20 protein-coding genes and 1 tRNA gene are annotated in these 20,430 nt (G+C 62.1%); 9 read left to right on the top strand and 12 right to left on the bottom strand.

Translation table 11 applies throughout. The features are described from left to right. Positions 1-210 precede the first annotated feature (210 nt). The gene (locus tag HWN36_RS02370; RefSeq protein ID WP_174269591.1) at positions 211-369 is read right to left on the bottom strand and encodes a preprotein translocase subunit Sec61beta; all 159 of its coding nucleotides are present in this window, start codon (positions 367-369) and stop codon (positions 211-213) included. Positions 370-421: 52 nt separating this feature from the next. Between HWN36_RS02370 and HWN36_RS02375 the strand changes: the two genes are divergently transcribed. The 7 genes from HWN36_RS02375 to HWN36_RS02405 all read left to right on the top strand — a co-directional run bounded on the left by HWN36_RS02375 (position 422) and on the right by HWN36_RS02405 (position 6,929). Beyond that, complete coding sequence (locus HWN36_RS02375; protein ID WP_176787889.1) at positions 422-1,453, top strand: amidohydrolase family protein; 1,032 nt, start codon at positions 422-424, stop codon at positions 1,451-1,453. Positions 1,454-1,497: 44 nt separating this feature from the next. Next, positions 1,498-1,923, top strand: coding sequence for a universal stress protein (locus tag HWN36_RS02380; protein ID WP_176787891.1), 426 nt, complete (start codon positions 1,498-1,500; stop codon positions 1,921-1,923). Positions 1,924-1,943: 20 nt separating this feature from the next. Continuing rightward, positions 1,944-2,795: a CBS domain-containing protein gene (locus HWN36_RS02385; protein ID WP_176787896.1), complete on the top strand. Its 852-nt coding sequence runs from the start codon at positions 1,944-1,946 to the stop codon at positions 2,793-2,795. Positions 2,796-2,875: 80 nt separating this feature from the next. Further along, positions 2,876-3,514 (top strand): archaeal proteasome endopeptidase complex subunit beta, encoded by a 639-nt coding sequence (gene psmB / locus HWN36_RS02390; protein WP_176787898.1) that lies wholly within the window; start codon positions 2,876-2,878, stop codon positions 3,512-3,514. A 20-nt stretch (positions 3,515-3,534) separates the two neighbouring features. Next, a complete protein-coding gene (locus HWN36_RS02395; RefSeq protein WP_176787900.1) occupies positions 3,535-5,424 on the top strand; it encodes a beta-CASP ribonuclease aCPSF1 in 1,890 nt (629 codons plus the stop codon). Positions 5,425-5,429: 5 nt separating this feature from the next. Beyond that, a complete protein-coding gene (locus HWN36_RS02400) occupies positions 5,430-6,494 on the top strand; it encodes an MFS transporter (RefSeq protein ID WP_176787902.1) in 1,065 nt (354 codons plus the stop codon). A gap of 12 nt (positions 6,495-6,506) precedes the next feature. Beyond that, positions 6,507-6,929: a hypothetical protein gene (locus tag HWN36_RS02405; RefSeq protein WP_176787903.1), complete on the top strand. Its 423-nt coding sequence runs from the start codon at positions 6,507-6,509 to the stop codon at positions 6,927-6,929. A 5-nt stretch (positions 6,930-6,934) separates the two neighbouring features. On the opposite strand, the gene HWN36_RS02410 is transcribed toward HWN36_RS02405, so the two are convergent. Continuing rightward, on the bottom strand, positions 6,935-7,642 hold the full coding sequence (locus HWN36_RS02410) for a ribonuclease III family protein (RefSeq protein ID WP_176787905.1): 708 nt from the start codon (positions 7,640-7,642) through the stop codon (positions 6,935-6,937). An 80-nt stretch (positions 7,643-7,722) separates the two neighbouring features. Between HWN36_RS02410 and HWN36_RS02415 the strand changes: the two genes are divergently transcribed. Further along, the gene (locus tag HWN36_RS02415) at positions 7,723-9,138 is read left to right on the top strand and encodes an aldehyde dehydrogenase family protein (RefSeq protein ID WP_176787907.1); all 1,416 of its coding nucleotides are present in this window, start codon (positions 7,723-7,725) and stop codon (positions 9,136-9,138) included. A gap of 135 nt (positions 9,139-9,273) precedes the next feature. Here HWN36_RS02415 and speD read toward each other — a convergent pair whose 3' ends face one another. From speD to HWN36_RS02450, 7 genes are all read right to left on the bottom strand, one after another. Next, entirely contained in the window at positions 9,274-9,735 is a 462-nt protein-coding gene (gene speD / locus HWN36_RS02420; protein ID WP_246269825.1) for an S-adenosylmethionine decarboxylase, read from the bottom strand. Positions 9,736-10,241: 506 nt separating this feature from the next. Further along, the gene (locus HWN36_RS02425; RefSeq protein ID WP_176787909.1) at positions 10,242-13,097 is read right to left on the bottom strand and encodes a M1 family metallopeptidase; all 2,856 of its coding nucleotides are present in this window, start codon (positions 13,095-13,097) and stop codon (positions 10,242-10,244) included. Between the two features lie 33 nt (positions 13,098-13,130). Next, positions 13,131-13,826, bottom strand: a complete 696-nt coding sequence (locus HWN36_RS02430; RefSeq protein WP_176787911.1) for a hypothetical protein — start codon at positions 13,824-13,826, stop codon at positions 13,131-13,133. Next, a complete protein-coding gene (locus HWN36_RS02435; RefSeq protein ID WP_176787912.1) occupies positions 13,823-14,161 on the bottom strand; it encodes a roadblock/LC7 domain-containing protein in 339 nt (112 codons plus the stop codon). The genes HWN36_RS02430 and HWN36_RS02435 overlap by 4 nt, the downstream gene beginning before the upstream one ends. 10 nt (positions 14,162-14,171) lie before the next feature. Continuing rightward, positions 14,172-14,399 carry a hypothetical protein gene (locus HWN36_RS02440; protein ID WP_176787914.1) on the bottom strand — a complete coding sequence of 76 codons (228 nt, stop codon included), beginning with the start codon at positions 14,397-14,399 and terminating at the stop codon, positions 14,172-14,174. Positions 14,400-14,410: 11 nt separating this feature from the next. Continuing rightward, positions 14,411-14,833, bottom strand: coding sequence for a HAMP domain-containing protein (locus HWN36_RS02445; protein ID WP_004038548.1), 423 nt, complete (start codon positions 14,831-14,833; stop codon positions 14,411-14,413). 314 nt (positions 14,834-15,147) lie between these two features. Then, positions 15,148-15,232 (bottom strand) — tRNA-Leu (locus HWN36_RS02450). A 294-nt stretch (positions 15,233-15,526) separates the two neighbouring features. On the opposite strand from HWN36_RS02450, the gene HWN36_RS02455 reads away from it, so the two are divergent. Further along, positions 15,527-16,081 carry a TATA-box-binding protein gene (locus HWN36_RS02455; protein WP_176787915.1) on the top strand — a complete coding sequence of 185 codons (555 nt, stop codon included), beginning with the start codon at positions 15,527-15,529 and terminating at the stop codon, positions 16,079-16,081. A gap of 5 nt (positions 16,082-16,086) precedes the next feature. Here the strand turns inward: HWN36_RS02455 and HWN36_RS02460 are convergent, their stop codons facing one another. From HWN36_RS02460 to HWN36_RS02470, 3 genes are read right to left on the bottom strand one after another with little or no spacing between them, the layout of a single operon-like run. Then, entirely contained in the window at positions 16,087-18,831 is a 2,745-nt protein-coding gene (locus HWN36_RS02460; RefSeq protein ID WP_176787916.1) for a DEAD/DEAH box helicase, read from the bottom strand. Next, positions 18,776-19,504, bottom strand: coding sequence for a metallophosphoesterase (locus HWN36_RS02465; protein WP_176787917.1), 729 nt, complete (start codon positions 19,502-19,504; stop codon positions 18,776-18,778). The genes HWN36_RS02460 and HWN36_RS02465 overlap by 56 nt, the downstream gene beginning before the upstream one ends. Beyond that, positions 19,504-20,253: a hypothetical protein gene (locus tag HWN36_RS02470; protein WP_176787918.1), complete on the bottom strand. Its 750-nt coding sequence runs from the start codon at positions 20,251-20,253 to the stop codon at positions 19,504-19,506. Before HWN36_RS02470 ends, HWN36_RS02465 begins: the two co-directional genes overlap by 1 nt. Positions 20,254-20,430 lie beyond the last annotated feature (177 nt).

A 20,430-nucleotide genomic window follows, 5' to 3' on the forward strand; every position in this document is an offset into this window, starting at 1 on the left:
TGGGTGGACCAATGTTCGTCCCCCAAACACTCGCTCCATCTCAATTGCAGTCCATCGTCATGATCGCCTGAGCGGTGTTTATAATGGTGTCATGGTTACCCGCGCACAGGAGCGAAGCGCTCATTTTTGTATCACGCAGGAGACCGGCATAGCCTCGAAGGCGTGCCTTCGTCCTCCTCGTCCCCTCCTGGCCGACGATAAAAAAAGATTTCAGTAGAAGGAATTCAACAGAAAAATGACCACGCCAATCGCGACCGAAATGGCGATCACATGCACGGGGTTGATGTGGACAGCCCTGCGGTCCTCACTGTCATAATAATTCACGAGACCCGCGGACGAAACGAGTCGCCCACCACTCTTCTTCGCCATATCCATAAACTTTCGCATTCACTATATATAAAATCGGCGTCAACGGGTGGATATGCCAGACCAGGTGTACCGGGGATCGGTCCTCGCCGGCGACGACTTCGAACCGATCAGGGCGGCGGTGATCGTCGAGGACGGCGTGATCACGGCGATCGAAGAGGATTCGTCGGCCCCTGATCGCTGGATCTGCCCGGCATTTTTCAATGCCCATACCCACCTCGGCGACACGGTCGCCATGGACTGCGCCACCGGCGGGGACCTTGAGGCCCTGGTCACCCCTCCCCACGGGCTCAAACACCGCATCCTGGCGGCAACGCCGCGCCCCCGCCTGATCGAGGGGATGCGCTCCAGCATCGGGGGTATGCAGGCCACCGGAACAGCAGGTTTCGCCGACTTCAGGGAGGGGGGGGCTGACGGCGTTACGGCACTCCGCGAAGCGGTTCAGGGGGAACCGATCCTCCCGCTGATCTTCGGCAGAGAAGGGGGCGAGACTATCGCCGACGGGATCGGCATCAGCAGTGCACGGGATATCCCTGACACCGAGGAGCAGGTCAGACGGGCCAGGGCCGCCGGCAGGCTGGTGGCATTCCATGCCGGCGAGAAGGACCCGGACGACATCGACGCCGCCCTCTGCTATGACCCCGACCTCCTCGTCCACTGCACCCACGCCACCAGAGGGCAGCTCAGGGCGATCGCCGATGCCGGCGTGCCCATCGCCGTCTGTATCCGATCCAACTGGACCCTCGGCGTCACCTGCGATGCCGGGAGGCCGCCGGTCAGAGAGATGGCAGCGTGCGGCTGCACCTGGTACATCGGCACCGACAACGTGATGTTTGTCCAGCCCGATATGCTCAGAGAGATGTCTTTCTGCGAAACCGTCACTCGAATGCCTCCCGAAGAGATCCTGCGCGCTGCTGTCGGCGGTGCTGCGCTCGCCGGCAGGTCTTTCCTGATAAAAAAAGGCAGCCGGGCGAATTTTATCATAATAAACCCTGAAAGGGCGGGTCTTGGGTTCAGCCCGGACCCGGTCGCTTCCATGGTAAAACGAGTTGGAGAGCGATCCATACTGCAAACTGTTATAAATTGATAGATTGAATAAAATAGCAGATTCCGGTTTTGTGAGGTGTAGCCATGTTTAAAAAAATCGTCGTCGCTATCGACGGGTCAGATATCAGCCTGAAGGCGCTTGAGGTTGCTCTGTCTGAGGCCCGGATCTGGAATGCTGAACTCCATGTGATCTACGTCGTCGAAACCAGCATGTTCTCCTCCATCCCCATGGACAACACCTGGGAAATTATCTACTCGCTCCTTGAAAGCGAAGGAAAAGAGGTCTTCCAGAAGAGCAAGGAACGTGCCGCACAGGACGGAGTCTCGCTCATCACGCACCTCAAGGACGGACATGCCGGCAACGAGATCGTCTCCCTTGCCGAAGATCTGCACGCCGACCTGATCGTGATCGGTTCGCGTGGGAAGACCAATATCGATCGCCTCCTCCTTGGCAGCGTTTCGGAGCATGTTGTTCGGAACAGCAGCTGTACGACGATGGTGGTGAGATAATTCCCGTTGACGTCACCGAGATGTTCGTCCAGGACTACATGACAAAGGATGTGGTCTCCGTTGAGATCCCGAGCAACCGCGATGATATCCTCAAGATACTGAAAAGGACCGGTATCTCGGGCATCCCGGTACGAGAACGGGGCAAGGTCGTCGGCGTGGTGACCCGAAAAGATCTCCTCCGCAAGTCCGAGGAGACGCAGGTGGCGCTCCTGATGTCACAGAATCCCGTTGTGGTAACGCCTGATACCCCGCTCTCTGATGCAGCGGCGGTGATGGTCAGGCATAACTACCGGAGACTGCCGGTCGTCGACGACAACGGTAGCCTTGTCGGGCTGCTCAGCGTGGCCGACCTCATTGCGGCGATTGCCCAGCTGCGGATCAAGGATGAGATCAGGGACTACTACCTCAGCAGCACCTTTGCCCTCTGGGAGGAGACGCCGCTCCCCCTTGTCGGTCGGATCATGGAGATCTCCGATGTCGAGGCCGTTCCGATCATGGACGAGCGTGGCGTGGTATCGGGGATCATCTCTGAGCGCGACCTGATCAGGAACTCCCACATCGAGGATTCGGTCGAGGTCTCAGATTTCTCCAACGGGACCGACGACGACGAATGGACCTGGGAGAGCATCAGGGACATGCACACGGTCAGCTATGGGGTCTCCAAGGTCCAGCTCCCTGAACGGCCGGTCAGGACGGCGATGGTGAAGAATGTCGTCACCGTCCCGAAGAACGCCGGTGTCTCTGAGTGTGCCCTTCTCATGAAGCGTTCCCGTGTCGACCAGCTGCCGGTGGTCAATGGGGACAAAAGACTCATCGCCATGCTCTTTGACCGCGAGTTGATCCGGGTGCTCTGCAGGGGCCAGGATCAATAACCTTTAAATTTATTGATATCTCTAATACAGATAACGCTTTTACAAAATTTTTAGCGTGTAATTTTAATGGGGGTATTTCAATGCCTGAGATTAATCAGGAGATTATGAAAGGCACCACGACAGTGGGGCTCGTATTCGATGAGGGTATCGTTCTCGCAACTGAAAAACGTGCGACGATGGGAACTCTTATCGCCAGCAAAACTGCAAAAAAAGTGTACCAGATAGCGGACCGCATCGGTATGACAACCGCCGGCGGCGTTGGCGACGCCCAGTCGCTCGCCCGCCTCATGCAGGTGGAGTGCAGCCTGTACAAGGTCCGCCATGGCAAACCGATCTCCGTCGGTGCTGCGGCGACCCTGCTCTCCAACTACCTGCAGCAGAACCGCTATTACCCGTATTATGTCCAGCTCCTCGTCGGCGGCGTGGACCGCAATGGACCGAGCGTTTACTCGGTCGATGCGATGGGCGGCGCCTCGAAGGAGACCGACATCGTCTCGACCGGCTCGGGCTCTCCGATGGCCTACGGCGTGCTTGAGGACCGGTACCACGCTGATATGAAGGAGACCGAGGCGGTCGACCTTGCCACCCGTTCCCTCAAGGCCGCGATGCGCCGTGACTCCGCATCTGGCGAGAATATCAGTATCGTTGTGATCACCAGAGATAAATACGAGGAAACGGCCGTTCAGGTCACCCAGAGGAAACCAGAACTTACCCGCTAACTTTTTTTAGGACGATATTAATGTTGATTGAGGACAGACTCAAGGAACTCAGGGATAAGATCAATACCAAGGTCCCGGCCGGGATCACCATCTCTGATGTTGAATTTGAAGGCCCCGAGCTGGTCATCTACACCGATGACCCCAAAAAGTTCGCCGACCAGGAGGATCTGATCAGGGTTCTCGCGCGGGAACTGCGCAAACGCATCGTCGTGAGACCGAACATCCTTGAAGACCCTGAGACGGCTGCAACGAAGATCAAATCGGTCGTCCCTGACAACGCCGGCATTTCCGATATCTTTTTTGATCCCGACACCGGCGAGGTGCTGATCGAAGCGGAAAAGCCCGGCATCGTCATCGGAAAAAACGGGGCGACGCTGCGCGATATCACCAAGAGTACCTGCTGGACCCCCAAAGTCGTCCGCACCCCGCCGATCGAGAGTTCGACCGTCAAACAGGTCCGTCAGTACCTCAGGTCGGTCAAGGACGAGCGCAAGACTTTCCTGCGCACGATCGGCCGGCGGATCCACCGGGACGTAATTGCAAAGGACCAGTGGGTGCGGGTCACGACCCTCGGCTGCTGCCGCGAGGTCGGACGGGCGGCGTTCCTCTTAACGACTCCTGAGAGCCGTGTCCTCATCGACTGCGGCGAAAAGCCCGGGAGCACGACGAGCACGCCGTACATCTATGTCCCCGAGATCTCGCCCCTCTCGTCGCTCGACGCCGTCGTCCTCACCCATGCTCACCTTGACCACTGCGCACTCGTCCCGCTCCTCTTTAAATACGGTTATGACGGCCCGGTGTACTCGACCCCCCCGACACGCGACCTGGCTGCCATGCTCCAGTTAGATTACCTCGACGTCGTCAAAAAAGAGAGCGGGAGACAGCCGTACACCTCAAACGAGGTGAAAGAGTATATCAAGCACTCGATCACGCTCAACTATGGTTCGGTCACCGACATTGCGCCTGATATCAAACTCACCTTCCATAATGCCGGTCATATCCTCGGTTCGGCGATCGCCCACTTCCATCTTGGCGACGGCCTCTACAACATCGCCTTCACCGGGGACTTCAACTACCAGAAGACCCGTCTCTTCTCCCCGGCAGTCTCGACCTTCCCCCGCCTCGAAGCCCTGTTCATGGAGAGTACCTACGGCGGGGCAAATGCCCTTCAGCCAGACCGCGAGGACGCGGAGGCAAAGCTCTACGATATCGTGACAAGGACGATCGAGCGGGGCGGCAAGGTAGTCATTCCCGCATTCGCCGTCGGTCGGTCCCAGGAGGTCATGCTCGCCCTCGAAGAGGGGATGAGAAAGGAGAAGATCCCGCGGGTGAAGGTCTATCTCGACGGCATGATCAAGGAGGCGACGGCGATCCACACCACCTACCCGGAGTATCTCAATGCGGACCTCCGCAACCAGATCTTCAGGGACGGCATGAACCCCTTCCTTGCAGAATGCTTTGTTCAGGTCGACTCGTCAGACCTGCGCGAGAAGGTGATCGGCGGCGACCCCTGTGTCATCGTCACTACCAGCGGCATGCTCAGCGGCGGTCCGGTGATGGAGTACCTCTACGCCCTCGCCCCTGACGAGCGCAACACGCTTATCTTCGTCGGCTACCAGGCCGAAGGGACCTTCGGCCGCCGCCTCCAGAAAGGCTGGCGCGAGATCCCGGTCGGCAACCGGGAGACGATGGTCGTGAAACTGGAGATTGAAACGGTCGACGGTTTCTCCGGCCACTCAGACCGGAAACAGTTGATGGGCTTTATCCAGCATATCCAGCCGCGGCCTGAGAAGATCTTTACAATCCACGGGGACGAGAACAGCACCATCGACCTTGCCAGCTCGATCTACAAGCGTTTCCACATCGAGACGCGCTCGCCCCTGAACCTTGAGACCTACCGTATGGTATAATTCAGATGAAGCAGCGCCTGCCCCTCCTGCTCGGTGTCTTTGTCGTCATGGCGCTTTCAAACGCCGTGGTGCCGGTCCTGCCCTCGCTGGCCGAGGGCACCGCCCTGCAGGGCGCCATTTATTCGGCGTATTTTTTCGGGGCGATGCTGACGGTTATCCCGGCCGGAATCCTTTCTGATCGTATCGGGAGGGTACCGCTGCTCCGGGCCGGGCTTGTTCTCACCCTCCTGAGCGGGGCCCTGATCCTGGCCATATCAGATCCCGTCGCCCTGCCTGCCATCCGTGCGGTGGAGGGGGTCGCCGCCGGCCTCTTCGTGCCTGCGGCGATGTCCTGGATCAATCTCCAGCCCGATCACGAGCGGATGAGCGGCAACTTCATCGCCGCCCTGAACCTCGGGCTGGTTTCCGGGCTTGTCCTCTCAGGCTGGCTCACCGTGCCTGTGGGGGTGCTTGGCGGGGTCATCGTCTTTACCACCTTCACGGCAGTTCCCCTGCTGATGACGGTCTTTGTGGGGGAGACGGCCGGGCCGGGGCGGGGGCGGGCCGACCTGCTCGGCGTTGGCAGAGAGAATTTCTGGCTGTACATCTCGGCGATCGTGCTGGTCGGGGCGACCGGGGTGGTGACCACCCTGTACCCCGACTTCAGCGGCGAATCGGCGGCGAACCTGGGGGTGCAGCTCGGACTGATGAACGTGGCGACGATCGTCGCCTCTCTTACGGCGTCCCGGTTTCACCTTGCCCCGATCCCGACGATCAGGGTCTCCGCCGTTTTGATGGCGGCGGCGGTGGCGCTCTCGTTCTTTACGCCGGCGGCGTTTGTGTTCATCGGGGGGATCGCCGGTGTGGTGATGATCGCCCAGATCAACTATCTTGCAGCGAATCCCGGACAGCAGGGAGCGATCATGGGACTCTTCAACGCCTCCAGCTATGCCGGGATGACGCTCTTACCGTTCGCTGCCGGCGTGGTCGCCGAAGTGGAGAGTTTTTCTGCGGCATTCGCCGTTACCGCGATCCTTGCCGCCCTGATGGCCGTGACGATCGGGCGGTGCCGGTGTTATCTGGAATCATAATGTGGAGAGATTATGTCAGAGAAATGCGCATTTTTGGACCTGAACGGCGAAACCGTCCAGGAGAAGTTTGCCGCCCTCGGCATCGAGCCCGGGGCGAGTATTGATATCCTTGAACTCCAGCGGCTCTCGCGCTGCTATTCCTTGCGCTCAATCATCTACTTCGAGGATGAGATGGCGCGAAAAGGAGACCTTGAGGGCGATGAGAAGGAGTATGCGGGCTTTCCCGAGTCTGACCGCCCGTTTGTTTCCGTCGAGGCGTTTCTGAAGTTCGCCCGGGAGTACGACCCGTATGCCTTTGATATCAGGCTCAAGGAGCTCCCGATCATGATCGAGATCGTCATGGTGGGCGAGATCGAGGGGACGCCCTACCTCACCGGGCTGATGCCCTTCCTGGACGAGCTCCAGGACTTTGAAGAGCCCGACGTCCTCGAGTGAACTGCTCACGAGGGTGTTTCGAGCACCTCGAGGGCGACCCGTGCAGCCTCTTTTTTTGCGCCGGCCTTGCTCCCGCCGCTGCCGAAGGCGGAGAAGTGCCCGGCAACGGTGACGGCGCTGACAAATGTCGGGTCGTGGTCAGGGCCGTCCCTGGAGACGATCAGGTACTCCGGGAGGCCGAGGCGCTCCTGCTGGAGACGCTCCTGAAGGCGGCCGATCGTGTTTCCGCTCGGGTCGAAGTGGAGGATGTCGTCGGCGACAAGCCCGAGGACGATCGACCGTGTCCTGTCCAGGCCGATATGGAGGTACAGGGCGCAGATGAACGCCTCGAAGACGTCGGCGATGATTGAGGGTATGAGGGGCTGACCGACGCCGAGGAGGATGAGGTTTTCGAGCCCGATGCCGGTGCCCGGGACGATCGTGCCAAGGTGCTCGTTCTTTGTCGCCTCCATCCTCTTTGAAAGGGCTCCTTCGGAGCACTGGAAGGTACAGAGGAGGTACTCGGCGACGATAAAATTGAGGATGCGGTCCCCCAGGAATTCGAGGCGCTCGTAGTCCGGGCAGGGGAGGAGGCCGCAGGGGTTTTCATGGGCATAGGAGCGATGGGTGAACGCCCGGTTATAGCGTTCGAGCACGTCGTCCGGGATATCGGTGACGCCGATCTGCGGTTGCGCGAGAAATGTTTGGAGTGTTGTTTTTCGTTTCCAGTCCATCCGGATGCTCCGTGGATGATCGGTTCATGGGACGCCGATCGTGGGAAAAGTCTATTTCTCTTAAAAGATAGGTTTTTTCCATGATGAAGATGCTGATCGGGGGTGCATGGACTGACGCCTCGTCCGGGCGGACGATGGATGTCGTCAACCCCGCCACCTGGACTGAGATCGGGAGCGTCCCGCTGGGCGGGCCCGAAGACGCCGGCGCGGCGGTGGAGGCGGCCGAGGGCGCTCTCGCCGGGTGGTCCGAAGTGCCGGCGCTGGAGCGCGGCAGGGTGCTCGCCCGGACCGCTGCCCTCGTGCGCGGGGAGGCGGAGAGGCTGGCGGCCCTTCTTGTCGCCGAGCAGGGTAAACCCCTCAGGGAGGCGACCGACGAGGTCAGGGGTTTTGCCTATATCCTGAAGTACTATGCCGGGCTTGCCTCGTCTCTCCACGGCGAGACGATGGCGACGAAGGCCTATGGGCGGATCGTCATCGAGAAGAGGCCTCTGGGTGTCTGCGTCGGGATCGTGCCCTGGAACATGCCGGTGATCATCGCCGGGTGGAAGATCGGGCCGGCGCTCCTTGCCGGCAACACCATGGTGCTCAAACCGGCGAGCACGACGCCGCTCACCACCCTCGAGATCGGCGAACTCTTTGTCAGGGCCGGGCTGCCGCCGGGCGTGCTCAATATCGTCACCGGACCCGGGGAGAGCCTCGGGGAGGCGCTGGTCACCCACCCGGCCGTCAGGAAAGTCTCGTTCACCGGCGAGGCCGGAACCGGGCGGCATGTCGCCGAGGCGGCGGCTCCCACGATGAAGCACCTGACCCTGGAACTCGGCGGGAGCGACCCTGCGATCGTCTGCGACGACGCCGATCTCGAAGAGGCCGCCGCCGGCGTGGTCAGGGGGCGGTTCTACAACTGCGGGCAGGTCTGCACCGCCGTCAAACGGGTGTACGTCTTTTCCAGCGTTGCCGACCGGTTCAGGGCCCTTGTGAAGGAGAAGACGGAGCGGATCGTCGTCGGCGACGGCATGGAGGCCGGTGTCGGGATGGGCCCGCTGAGCAATGCCGCAGGCTACGAGAGGATGCAGCAGATCGCAGAGGATCTTTCTGGCGAGGCGCGGTTCCTTACCGGCGGTGCGGCGACCGGTACGAAGGGCTGGTTCTTTGCGCCGACGGTCGTCACCGACCTGCCCGCGGACGCCCTGCCCCTGCGCGAGGAGGTATTCGGCCCGATCCTGCCGGTGGTCGAGGTGGACGGTATCGACGAGGCGATCGAGGGGGCGAACTCAACGCATTACGGCCTTGGCGCCTCTATCTGGACGAAAAGCCTGGAGCGGGCAGAACGCGGCTGTCGGGACCTTGAGGCCGGGATCGTCTGGGTGAACCAGCACCTGAAGATCCCGCCGGAAGCGCCGTTCGGCGGGACGAAGGGGAGCGGCATCGGGAGAGAGAACGGGCCGCGGGCGCTCGACCGCTATACCGAGGAGCGGTCGATCCTGATCCGGTTATGACCGTCGCCGTCTATCGCGTGAGGTCGGTCTGCTTCTCCGGAGATCCTCACGCAAAAAGACGCCCTGCCTGACCGGCGGCGGTGTGAGAAACAGGCCCGAACGGGCAAAGAACAAGAAAGGGAAGGGGTGTGATCTTCAGTCTCTGAAGAGCACGTGGGTGGTCATCGAGCCGGCGCCAAAGAACTTCTTGCAGAACTCGGCCATCTGCTTGGGGCCGTAGGCCTTGCAGGAGAAGATGTCGAGGTAGGCGGCGTTGGTGTCGTTGGCGAAGTGACCGGAGATCAGGGAGGTCTCGATGAGCTGGGTCATGGAGTAGCCGGCAACCTTGGCGCACGGGCCGAAGTGGACGACGGTCGGCTCTCCGAAGCGCTTCATGTCGATGAGGTCGCAGAGCTCGACGATGAACCGCTTGATGAGGTCGGCGTCTCTGATCGCTGCCGGGTCGCAGTCCTTGAGATCGACGCTGGTGTAAAGCCCCCAGGAGCCCTGCTCATTGTATTTCTTGATGATCTCTTCGTCAGAGAGAGAGTCCCAGTAGTTCACGGTCTCGTTCACGTTAAGCATGTCAGCCTGATTGCGGATATCGGTCTCAGTCATTTTTATCACAACCCCCTCCGGAGAGATCTCTGGAGGCATTGATGTAATTACAACACGTATTCAGGATTTAAAAATTTCTATCGGGACACCTCTCCTCAATCATAATAGAAACCTCAAATTGTGTCCTGAATCAATTTATCATGTCAATTAATCGTCAAATTTATACAATATCTTTTAAATTCCGTCCAAATCCAACGAAGCCCGATTTAAACCGATTTTAATCCTCCCAACTGCAGTACGCCCCTCTTATGCCCTCGATTAGTTCTGCGCTCTATAATTGGTCAGATTTCAATTTGAATTGATTAAACGCGCAAGAAAAAGGAAAGAGAGAGTTTAATTTGGCCAAAATTGACAGATTCTGTTTTAATTGGGCAAAAAGAGATTCATGAATCAATTTTTGGGGATAATACGTTTGTTCCTGTCAGATTCTGTTTAAATTGAAATCGGCCTCGACAGCATTGAATTGAGTGTGAAAAATATAATAAAAAATATGTGTGCATCAAAGATCACATCTGTTCATCTGTGATGTCCCCGACTGGCCCCGGGTGCGGCAGGTCGGCGAGTTCAGGGGCCGGGCCGAAGGACCGGGTATACGCCGCCACCGCATGCGGTGCTCCATGGAGGAGACGCCGCGCCGTGTTGTACACGCTCGGTTGTTCCTGCGGGTCTGCGGCCCGCATGATCCGGAGGAGGACGGCGACGAGGGGGGCCTGATCGTCCTCTCCCATCTGATCGAGGGCGCCGAAGACCTCCAGCGCCCCGACGGTGTTGTACTCGTTGACCACGGCCAGCCCGGAGAGCACCTCGCCCAGGTACTCCCTCCCCTCCGCGGTCTCCAGGGACAGCACCCGGTTGCGGGCAAACCGTCCAAAAAGGGCACGCTGGTCGTTGGACTGTTCGATCCTGAAGGAGGGGGATGCCGCCGCCTTCCGTATCAGGGAGAGGGCGTCGGGCGCCCTGATCCCGGCTACGGCGGCAAGGAAGGTCTCCCATGAGACCAGGTCGCCCTCAGACCGCACCCTGAAGATCTCGAAGACCTCATCCCTGTCAGGTGCCGAAGAGTTCATATAGGCCGAAAACGCCGCGAGGCGATCGGTGGCATTCGTTGCGGTCTCGAACTGCTCCCTGATCAGGGTGCGGACCGGCGGGGTGTCGAGGGGGGCGAGCGTCTGGAGGATCAGGTTCTTCACCTGCCGCTCCTTTATCGCCGCAGGGCTCCGCCCCTCAGGAGCGACGGCGTACCTGCGGTAAAGATCGACCAGCCCCTCCTGGTGCCGCCCGGCGATCCCCTGCAGGAGGCGCCGACGAGCCGTGTGGAGGAGCGTGTAGCGGTGGGCAAAACGCGGCTCTTCCACCGACTCGAAGACCGTCAGGAACTGCCCGCCGGCGGCTGACATCAGGGACCGGTCCGCGATCAGGTCATAGTACAGGTCGCAGAACGCCGGCGACGGGACCGCACCCGGATCCTCGAGGAGCCTGAGCATCTCGGCCCCGGCAAGCGACTGGAAGGCGCAGAACCTCCCGACGAGGTCGGTGTCGTGCCGGGCCCGGAGGTGCCGCTCGTCCGGGGTTGCGTCGTCGATCACCCGACCATAGAACGAGTAGCCCCGGTTTGCCGCGACAAAGGCCGGTGCGTCGACGTCCTCAAAGAGGATCTCCTCATGCCGCCCGGTGACCAGGTGCGTCGTTTCGGCACGGTCGCGCCCCTCCCTGTCCACGAGTGCCACGACAAACGGGAACGTCCACGGCTCAGCGCCTGCGGGTGTCTCCTGCTCGAGGGCGATCCTGCAGGTCCGGGCGTCCGGGTCATACTGGTGTGTCATCCTGACGACCGGAAACCCGGTCTGTTTCAGCCAGACCCCTGCCATATCGTCGAAACGCCGGCCCGCGACCTCCTCAATCGCGTCGAGCCAGTCCTGCCGCGAGGCATTGCCGTGGGCGAAGCGTCGGTGGTAGCGATCGAGCGCCCGCGCGAAGGCCTCTTTTCCCATGAGGGTCTCGATCATCCTGACGAACTCCGGGGCCTTCACATAGGTGACGCCGGTGATCAGTTCGTTCGGGTCGTTGAAGCCGTCAGGCTCGATCGGCATGGCGGCGGCCCCTGCGTCGAGGGCGAACGTCCCGCCCTCAGGCGAGATCAGGTCGATAACCGTCTGGATGCGGGCATAGTCCTCCCCGAAGAGGAAGCCGAAGTGGGCGTTCTCGATGTGCACGGTCACCGCCTCGTTGAGCCAGAGCTCGAACGGGCTCTTTCCGGTCACCTCAGAGCCGTTGAGGTTGTGGTAATACTCGTGGACCTTCACCCGCACCATATACTCGTAGGCATGGTCGGTCATCGCCGGGAAGGGCATGATCCGGTTGGTGGTGATCGTGGTGTTGCCGACGTTCTCCATCCCGCCGTAGTCCGAGTTCTGCATCCCGATCTCGCGGTAGACCGTCCCGGTGTAGGCGTAGCCCGGCACAATCGCCCGCACCCCCTCCGCGAGCGTCTCCCTCAGGGCGGCGAGGCGCTCTGCATCCCCGGCGTCTCTCGCCCGATCGCGTTCGTGGCAGAGGTCCCAGAATTTCTGGCGCAGGGGTGTGTCCTGATAACGTTCAGGCCCGGTGAAGAGGTACACCCAGAGGACGCCGTCTGCCAGCACCTCCAGCGCCTGCCGTGCGATCCCTTCGTTTGATCCCGGCGGCACGAGGAGTTCGAGGGTGAAGGTGCGGCCGTCCGGGTACTCGAAGGGCCGGGAGAACGTTGCATAGGTACCCACGCCCAGGAAAAAGAGGTACGGGGCCATCGGGGTCGTGGTGTTGTCGTAGGTGATGGCGACCCGCCCGTTCCCGCACGGTTTTCTCTTGGAGAGGGCGTCGCCGTTTGAGATGATATTCGTATAGCGCCCGTCGGCGATGATCGTCGTCGTATAGGTGCATTTTGCCGTCATATCGTCGAAACACGGGACGATCCGCTGGAACCCCCACTGCTGGCACTGGGTGATCTGGGTCGGCGGCGCACCGGCCGGGGTCTCGTCATAGTAGAGCCCTTCGAGGATATGGCTGGACGGGTGGCAGCGGGTGCGGGTGGCGAGGTGGAGTTCGGTGCCGGGAAGCAGGGGTGCGTCGAAGGTAAAGGAGAGGCGATGATTTTTTCGGTCATATCTGACCGCCGCCGGGTAGTCCTCGCACTGTGCGGCAAGCACCTCGAGGCTCCGGGCATTGAGGTCGAGGGAGGAGATGGGTGCGTCCTTCACCCGCACCTGCATCCGCGAGGCGACCTCGGTATGGTCGTCCCGGACCGAGAAGGTGAGGTCCATATGGATGACGTCGACCGGTAGTTCTCCAAAATCTTCAGGATAATATGTGAAAAGGCGTGTCATCGGTTTCAAGTCAGAATAGGCCCCGATACCGGATTATCTTTCCGGCATGATGGCGGCGAGCATCGACCTGACCCGGCCGATCGGGATGCCTCCCTCGGCAAGGACGCAGACCGCCCCTTCCTCAGTCGGGGCGGCGATAAGTACTCCATCTGGTGTTTCGAGGATCACGCCGGAGAACGCCCCGGCGTGCATGGCCCCGGCAAGGGTCCGGGCTGATTCGATCGCTGCGAGAACCCTGCTGCAGGCAAGGCCGGCAGGGCGGGAGCCCGAGATGACGTGGAGGTCTGTACCCCGGCACTCCGCCACCATCAAAACGCCTGCTTCTGGCCTGAGGGCCGGCGGGGATGAGACCGGGGGCGCGGCAGGAGGCGCCCTGGTCGGGGGCGGGGGAATGTCCCGGGTCGGCCTGTCCGGGTCGTGGATCGGGACGCCGTGGTCGCGGCACCATGCCGCCGCCCGGTCAAACTCCTCTTCGGTGTATTTGCAGAGCGAAAATTTCACCGCGTCCTGCGAGAGCAGGTATTCCTTTGCTGCGTTGCCGCGAAGGGTGATGCTCCCGTGCCTGAAACAGTACGCCAGCGCCTCGCCCCGCCTGATCAGCATGAACCCCTCGCCTTCCTGGACGAAAATCCGCACTTTTCCGAGAAACCGTGCAGTATGCGAGTAGACCCATGAGAGCGGGGCCTCCATCATGCCAAGGCTGGTCCCTTCGGGGAGTGTGGCTGTCATATCACCGATGCGATAAGGTCGAGGTTCTTCTTCATCTCGTAGCGGACACGCCCGGGATTGGCGCCGGGTTCGAGGAGGACGGCGAGGACGTCGTCGCCGGGGAGGGGCATCATGAGCAGGACGCCGCCGCCCGCCTCGATGAGGACGCCAGCAAACCCGTCCGCCCCGAGGTCTCCTGCAAGGCCGTTCCAGGAGACCGACGCCGCCGGGATGAGGGGGGCCGCCGCTTTCCAGTCGGCGGCGCCCGCCTCCCCGCGCACCCGGCCGTCGGGTCCAGCGACGCAGGCGCCGATTGCCCCTGCAATCAGAAGTTTGCCAAGTGCGAAGGTGAGCATACCGACCGTCCTATGCCTGCAGGGCGAGGATGTCCTGCCTGATCCGTGCGGCGACGTTCTCGCCGAGCGCCGGTCCGACCGCCCGATGGCAGGCCTCCGCAAGCGCCGGCAGATCGGCGGGGGTGAGGTCTGCGGGGCTTTTGCCCAGAGACTTCTTCGTGCACCTGGAGAGCACGATCCCGGCCGAAGGGCCGAGGTCTTCCCTGAGGACCGCAGTCAAACGCTCGTTCAGCGCCATGCCGTCTCCTCTCACTCGCCCTCTTCCCGCGAGAGCGCATCCAGGATCTTGTAGGAGTTGATCATCCTGTTGAACGAGGAGGCAAGATCCCCGATCTCGTCGTTGGTCATCACGTGCACCTCGGAGTTCTTCAGGTCGCCCATGGAGACCGAGCGTGCGACTTCTGAGAGCTGGGTGATGGGGCTTGTGATGCTGCTTGCAAGGAAGAAGCTCCACATCACCACGATGGAGAGCGTCACGAGCGTCAGGAGGAAGATCGTCGCTGGCAGACCGATGCTTGACACGATGCCGCCTGTGTCGCCGGCCGCCATGAGACCGATCAGGGCGATCGGGATCACCGCTACAAAGAGCATGCTCACGAAGAGCTTGTAGAATATGGGGATCTGGAGTGTCAGACTCCTCTCCGCCGTACCTGTCCGGGCCATTCCATCCATGCAGGGTTATTATCGCAGTCAGAATTTAAATATTCTCTTTTTTATTTATCCGGTATGGTCAATTCAAAGTTAAATTAAAAATAATTTTTGGCGATCCACCCCTCGTCGCCGGGCATCATCAGGGAAATTGCGCGGCGGGTGAGTACGGAAATGCAGGATCACGGGAAAAAATCGCCAGAGCAGGCGCAATAGGGGGCACAGCCTTTTCTGACGCGCCCCTTCGGTGCCGGGGGTGGATGCGTGGCGACTGAACGGTGCCGTCATGATGCCCGGGCTGATAGTATCGATCGCAGAAAAACCCTCTGAAGAAGAAGTGCGAGGAGCCGGATTCGAACCGGCGAACGCCTGCGCGAATAGGCCCTGAACCTATCGCCTTTGACCTGGCTCGGCAATCCTCGCGTGTAGGTGGTGCGTCTTGAGAGCGGAGCCCTGTGTTTGGGGCACCCTTGCGCCTATAACAGTTGGCACTCCTCTGAAATAAAGATATGCCCCCTCCCTGAGAGATCGGCGGTTATCCGCCAGCCATCGGGCACCCGGGTTTCCGGCCGCACAGGACACCCCCGCGCACGGGATCGGGATGGAGATCCTGTTTTCTCCTGAAAAGCGCCGGGAATATGAGCAATTGGGGAGGATACTTCGTATCATAAAGGCTTCCCGTTAGTATTATAGTCCGGCGAGATGCACGTATATATAATGGATGATTCAAGGTACGAGTCGCTTAAGGTCGAAAATATCGTTGCATCGGGTGTTATTGCCGACTCCATCGACCTTGGTGAGGTTTCCAAAAAGATCCCCAACTGTGAACTGAATACCAAGCGCTTCCCGGGCGCCGTCTACCGGATCGAAAAGCCAAAGATCGCCTCGCTCATCTTCTCTTCAGGAAAAGTGGTCCTCACCGGGATCCGGAAGAAAGAGGATCTCTACGAAGGCCTCAGTCTCATTGTCCAGTCCTTAAAGGAGGCCGGCGTCGACACCTTCGACGAACCGAAGGTCGGGATCACCAATATCGTCTGCTCGTACGACATCGGCCGGTACATCAACCTCAATAAGGTCGTCATCACCTTGAACCTCGAGAACATCGAGTACGAGCCCGAGCAGTTCCCCGGTCTCGTCTACCGGATCAAAGACCCGAAGATCGTGGCCCTTCTCTTCTCATCCGGGAAGATCATCCTCACCGGCGGGAAGACCATTGAGGATATCAAGCGCGGGCTTGACTTCCTCGAGCAGAAACTCGAAAGCATTCTGTGATAGGATCACCAGAAACGGCGGGTGAGGACGTAGTTCCTCTCCGCTTTCAGGATCTCCCGGTAGAACGCATCCCCATCTTTCGCTTTTGCACAGATCCGTGCCGCCGTATCAGGGCCGACCCCCCGCGCCGCAAGGGCGGTGACCGCCGTTTTTCCGTAGGATAAGACGAGGTTGGCGTTCTTGAGCATGCGGTCCTCGACGGCGTGCTCCTCGGCCGTCTTCTCCTTCTTCTTTGCGATAGCGATCTGCTCCTCCTCCCAGGGCTTGAGGGCGGCGACAAGCCGCGCCGAGCAGAGGGGGCACTGCGGCGGGTCGGGCACCCGCTCCACCTTTGTCCTGCTCTTCCAGTTCTTGCAGTGCATGCAGAAGAGGACCACGCCGTCGCCCGAGAGGCGTCGCTTCAGGGTCGAGATCACCGCCTGGTCGGCGGTGGGCGGCGGGATCATGTCGCGGGAGGAGGAGAGGCCGTCGGCCCCGAGGACCGAGAGGGGGCCGAGATGGATCGCCACCTCGCCGGCCTGCACGGCCCTGAAGACCTCGCCCGCGGCCTCCACGTCCATGTAGTCCCTGAAGAGTTCGCTGTAGGCCTCGTCCTGCACGACCGTCCCGTCGAAGGTCTGGAGAAGGCGGTGGAGGCTGATGCGCTCGTAGTCGGCGTCGGCATCGATCGCCCCGAACTTCTTTGCCACCTGCACCAGCTTCCACTTGAAGAGCGCCGTCCGTCTGAGGGCGAGGCGGAGGATCCCGCCGATGTGGGCCGGGTCGGTGGCGAGGAGGAGGTCCCTGATATCGGCCGCCCGGATCTGCCGCGGCAGGCGCAGCATTGCCCGGTACGCCCCGGTCTCGATCCCGACCGTGGTGCCGTGGCGCGCCGAGATCAGGATGGACAGGACGCGCGCGATCGTCTCGTTTGCCCGGTGACCGGCGCAGATGTTGCAGACCACGCCGTCGTCGGCGTTCTCGAGGGTGATCAGCCGGTCGGTCGGGACCGGCGTCCTGTTCCTGTCCATCTCCTGCAGGTAGCCTTCGGCATACCTGACCGCGTCGGCGTTCTCCGTATAGGCGGCGAGGTCTCGGCTCCGCCGCAATGCCCCCACCTCCTGCGCCACCGCATACGGCACCGGGATCTGCTCGCCCTCCCATGAGGGCAGTTCCCCTTTCGCCTCCTTTGCCGGTTCGACGGTGAGTCGCCCTTCCTCGAAGTCGAGCACCCGCCAGAGCTGCCCCTTGGTGACGAAGACCGCCCCGGTCTGGACGAAGCCCAGGACAAAGGACTCGTCCAGGGTGCCGACCGTCCGCCTGGTGACGATATCGAAGACCGGCACCTTCCGCTCGTCGTGGATCATCGAGAGGTTCGCCGAGAGATAGACGCGGGCCCGCCCGGTGGTGACGATCCGCAGGGCCTCGCCCTCCCCCTCCAGCCTGATGAGGCGGTGCTGCACCATCTGCTCGCAGACGGCCCGCAGGAGGTCTTCGGCCCCGGCAAAGCAGCCCGAGCGCTGGACAATCTCGAGGGTCCGGGCGAACGCGATCTCGCCGTACTCCACGGCGATGGCGGCGACGGCGTTCGCCAGCACATCGGCCGCATTCGTATAGGGCCGCACCGGCTCGATCTCGTTTGCACGTGCCCTTCTGATGATCACGAGGGCCTCCAGAAGGTCGTCGAACCCGGTGGCAAGCACGGTGCCCCGCGAGATCGAGAAGAGGTGGTGACCGGCCCGCCCGACCCGTTGCACGAGGCGTGCGACCTCGCGGGGGCTGCCGAACTGGACCACGTGCCCGATATGCCCGATATCGATACCGAGCTCCATCGAGGAGGTGCAGATGAGGGCACGCAACGCCCCGGCCCTGAACCTATCCTCGGCGTCGACCCGCACCTCCTTCGAGAGCGAACCGTGGTGCACCTCGATGTCCCCCCGCTCGATCAGGGCGTGGCCCAGGGCCTCGGCGGTCACCCGGGTGTTTACGAAGACCAGGGACGAGTCTTCGGCGTCGATCATCTCCTCGACGCAGCGGGTCTGCTTTGAAAATTCGCTCCCGCAGAACCGCACCGCGAGGTCGAGCCCTTTTGCCACCGGGACCTCGACCAGGGTGAAGGGCCGGTCGCCGCAGAGGTACCGGCCGATATCCTCCGGGTTGCCGACCGTCGCCGAGAGCCCGATCCGCTGGAACTCCCCGGCGTGCTCGCGCAGCCGTTCGAGGGCGACGGCGAGCTGCGCCCCGCGTTTGCTCCCGGCGAGTTCGTGGATCTCGTCGACGACGACGTGTCTGACCCCCTCAAGGTGTGCCCTGAGGCGTTTGCCCATGAAGAGGGCCTGCACCGTCTCCGGGGTCGTGATCAGGAGGTCGGGCGGGGAGAGCGCCTGTTTGCGCCTGACGTTCTGCGGGGTGTCGCCGTGGCGCACCCCGACGGTGAGCCCGAGTCTGGCGCACCACCACTCCAGGCGTCCCAGGATGTCGCGGTTGAGGGCGCGCAGGGGGGTGATGTAGAGCGCCCGAAACCCGGTCCCCCCCTCGGAGAGGAGGGCGTTGAAGACCGGAAACATGGCGCTCTCGGTCTTTCCGGTGCCGGTCGGGGCGATGAGGACGATGTTTTCTCCGGCGAGAAGCGGCGGGATGGCGCGCTGCTGCGCCTCTGAGAGGTCGGTAAACCCCCGTTCGTCGATGAGCGCCCGCACCCGGGGGTCGAGGAGGTCACGCGCAGCGCTGTTCCCTGATCTCTTTGAGCCGTCCGATATAGGTCCCGTCACGAAGCCACACCTCGGCATTCTCCTGATCGATGCACCGCGAGAGCGGCCCGAGCCCGCTCCGCCCCAATTCCAGCACGTCCACCCCGCCGGCGAACTCGCATGCCGCCGGGACGGCGAGGAGCCGCGCCCCCTCTCCGTCCACTGCCGGCGAGTAGAGGTAGGCGGGCTCTGCCCTGAGGGAGCACCCCACCTCGTCGCAGAGGGAGACGGCCGGGTGGAGGTGGCCGATGACCAGCAGGCGCCCTGCGAGGTCTTCGGCCGGCCAGGTGTGGCCGTGCAGGTAGCCAATGCCGTCGATTTCCGCACCGTTTGCCGGGAGGAGTTCGTCATCCCGGAGAAACCGTCCGATCCCGCCGTCGTGGTTGCCGGGCGCCACCCTGAGGGGAGCGAGGGCGCGGATCCGGTCCAGGATGCCCGGGAGTTCGTCGTACTCCTGCCGGCTCGTCAGGGGCACCGAGTGTTTCACGTCGCCGAGGAGGACGACGAGGTCGGGCGCCGTCTCCCTGATGGCGGCGAGCACCCGCCCCTCCCGCTCCCGGCTCCGGCTCCGCACATGCACCCCGGCCCGCGCCAGCCCCGACTCGATCCCGAAGTGGAGGTCGGCGACGACCAGCACCCGGATCGTGTTCTCCATCAGGAGGGCCGGGCAGTCGGGAAAAAACGTCGGGCGCATCAGATCAGTTTCACCTGCCCGGTCGAGGGCATATAGCATTCGCCTTCTTCCATCAACGCCGCAAGGGCGGTCTTTGCCGCATCCCGGCCGATCCCCCGCTCGGCCACCGCCGCAAGGAGCATCTCCTCGGCGGCCCGGCGGCCCGGCGCCTCTTCGAGCAGGGCGACCAGCACGGTGCGTGCGTCGATGGGCGCCGCCGGTGTGCCCGCGTCCTGCACCGTGCGCAGGGCGGCCCGGACCATCTGCGCAAGGCCGGCGAGGGTTTCAGGCGTGGTCTTATAGTGGGTGGCCGCCGCCTGTGTCCCGGGGTCGGCGGGAGCGTCGATCATCCGCTCGATTCTCGAGAGGGTGAGGTCGGCCGTCCGCAAAACCCAGAGGTCCCGGACGCTCCGCTCCACCCTGACGACCGTCTCCGGGACGATCACCGTCTCACCCCCGGCGGAGGCAAGGGCCCCGCTCACCGCCGCAAAGGCCGGCGCCTCGATCGCCTGCAGCGCCGAGGCGGCGGCGGCCTCGCGCCACCCGGCAAGAACGGTGATGCTGCCGGTCGGATCGGCGATCCGGGCAAAAACCCTGCCTCCCCCTGACGAGACCGAGGTCAGCGCCCCGGCAAAGAAGACCCGCCGGCCCGCGGCGCCGGTCGGGGAGAGAAAGGATCCGCCCCCGATCCGGGTCGTCAGCCCGATCTCGCCGGCAAACAGGCGGGCGGCGGCCTCAAGCCCGACCAGACCGCCGCTCTGTGTTTCCATGGGATCACGTGTACCCCGTCCCCTCTTAAAGATCGGGATGGGGGTACCGGGAGCTGGCCGGGTGATCGGGTACTCCGTTTGTGGGTCCCTGTTTTGCGAGGGATAGGGGGAAAAGACCGTACACATGTTCCGGGGGCGGTGGGCGTTTGGTTTCTTCGCGACTTCGCGTGATTTTTC

It is taken from the genome of Methanofollis tationis (assembly GCF_013377755.1).
Taxonomy (GTDB): Archaea; Halobacteriota; Methanomicrobia; order Methanomicrobiales; family Methanofollaceae; genus Methanofollis; species Methanofollis tationis.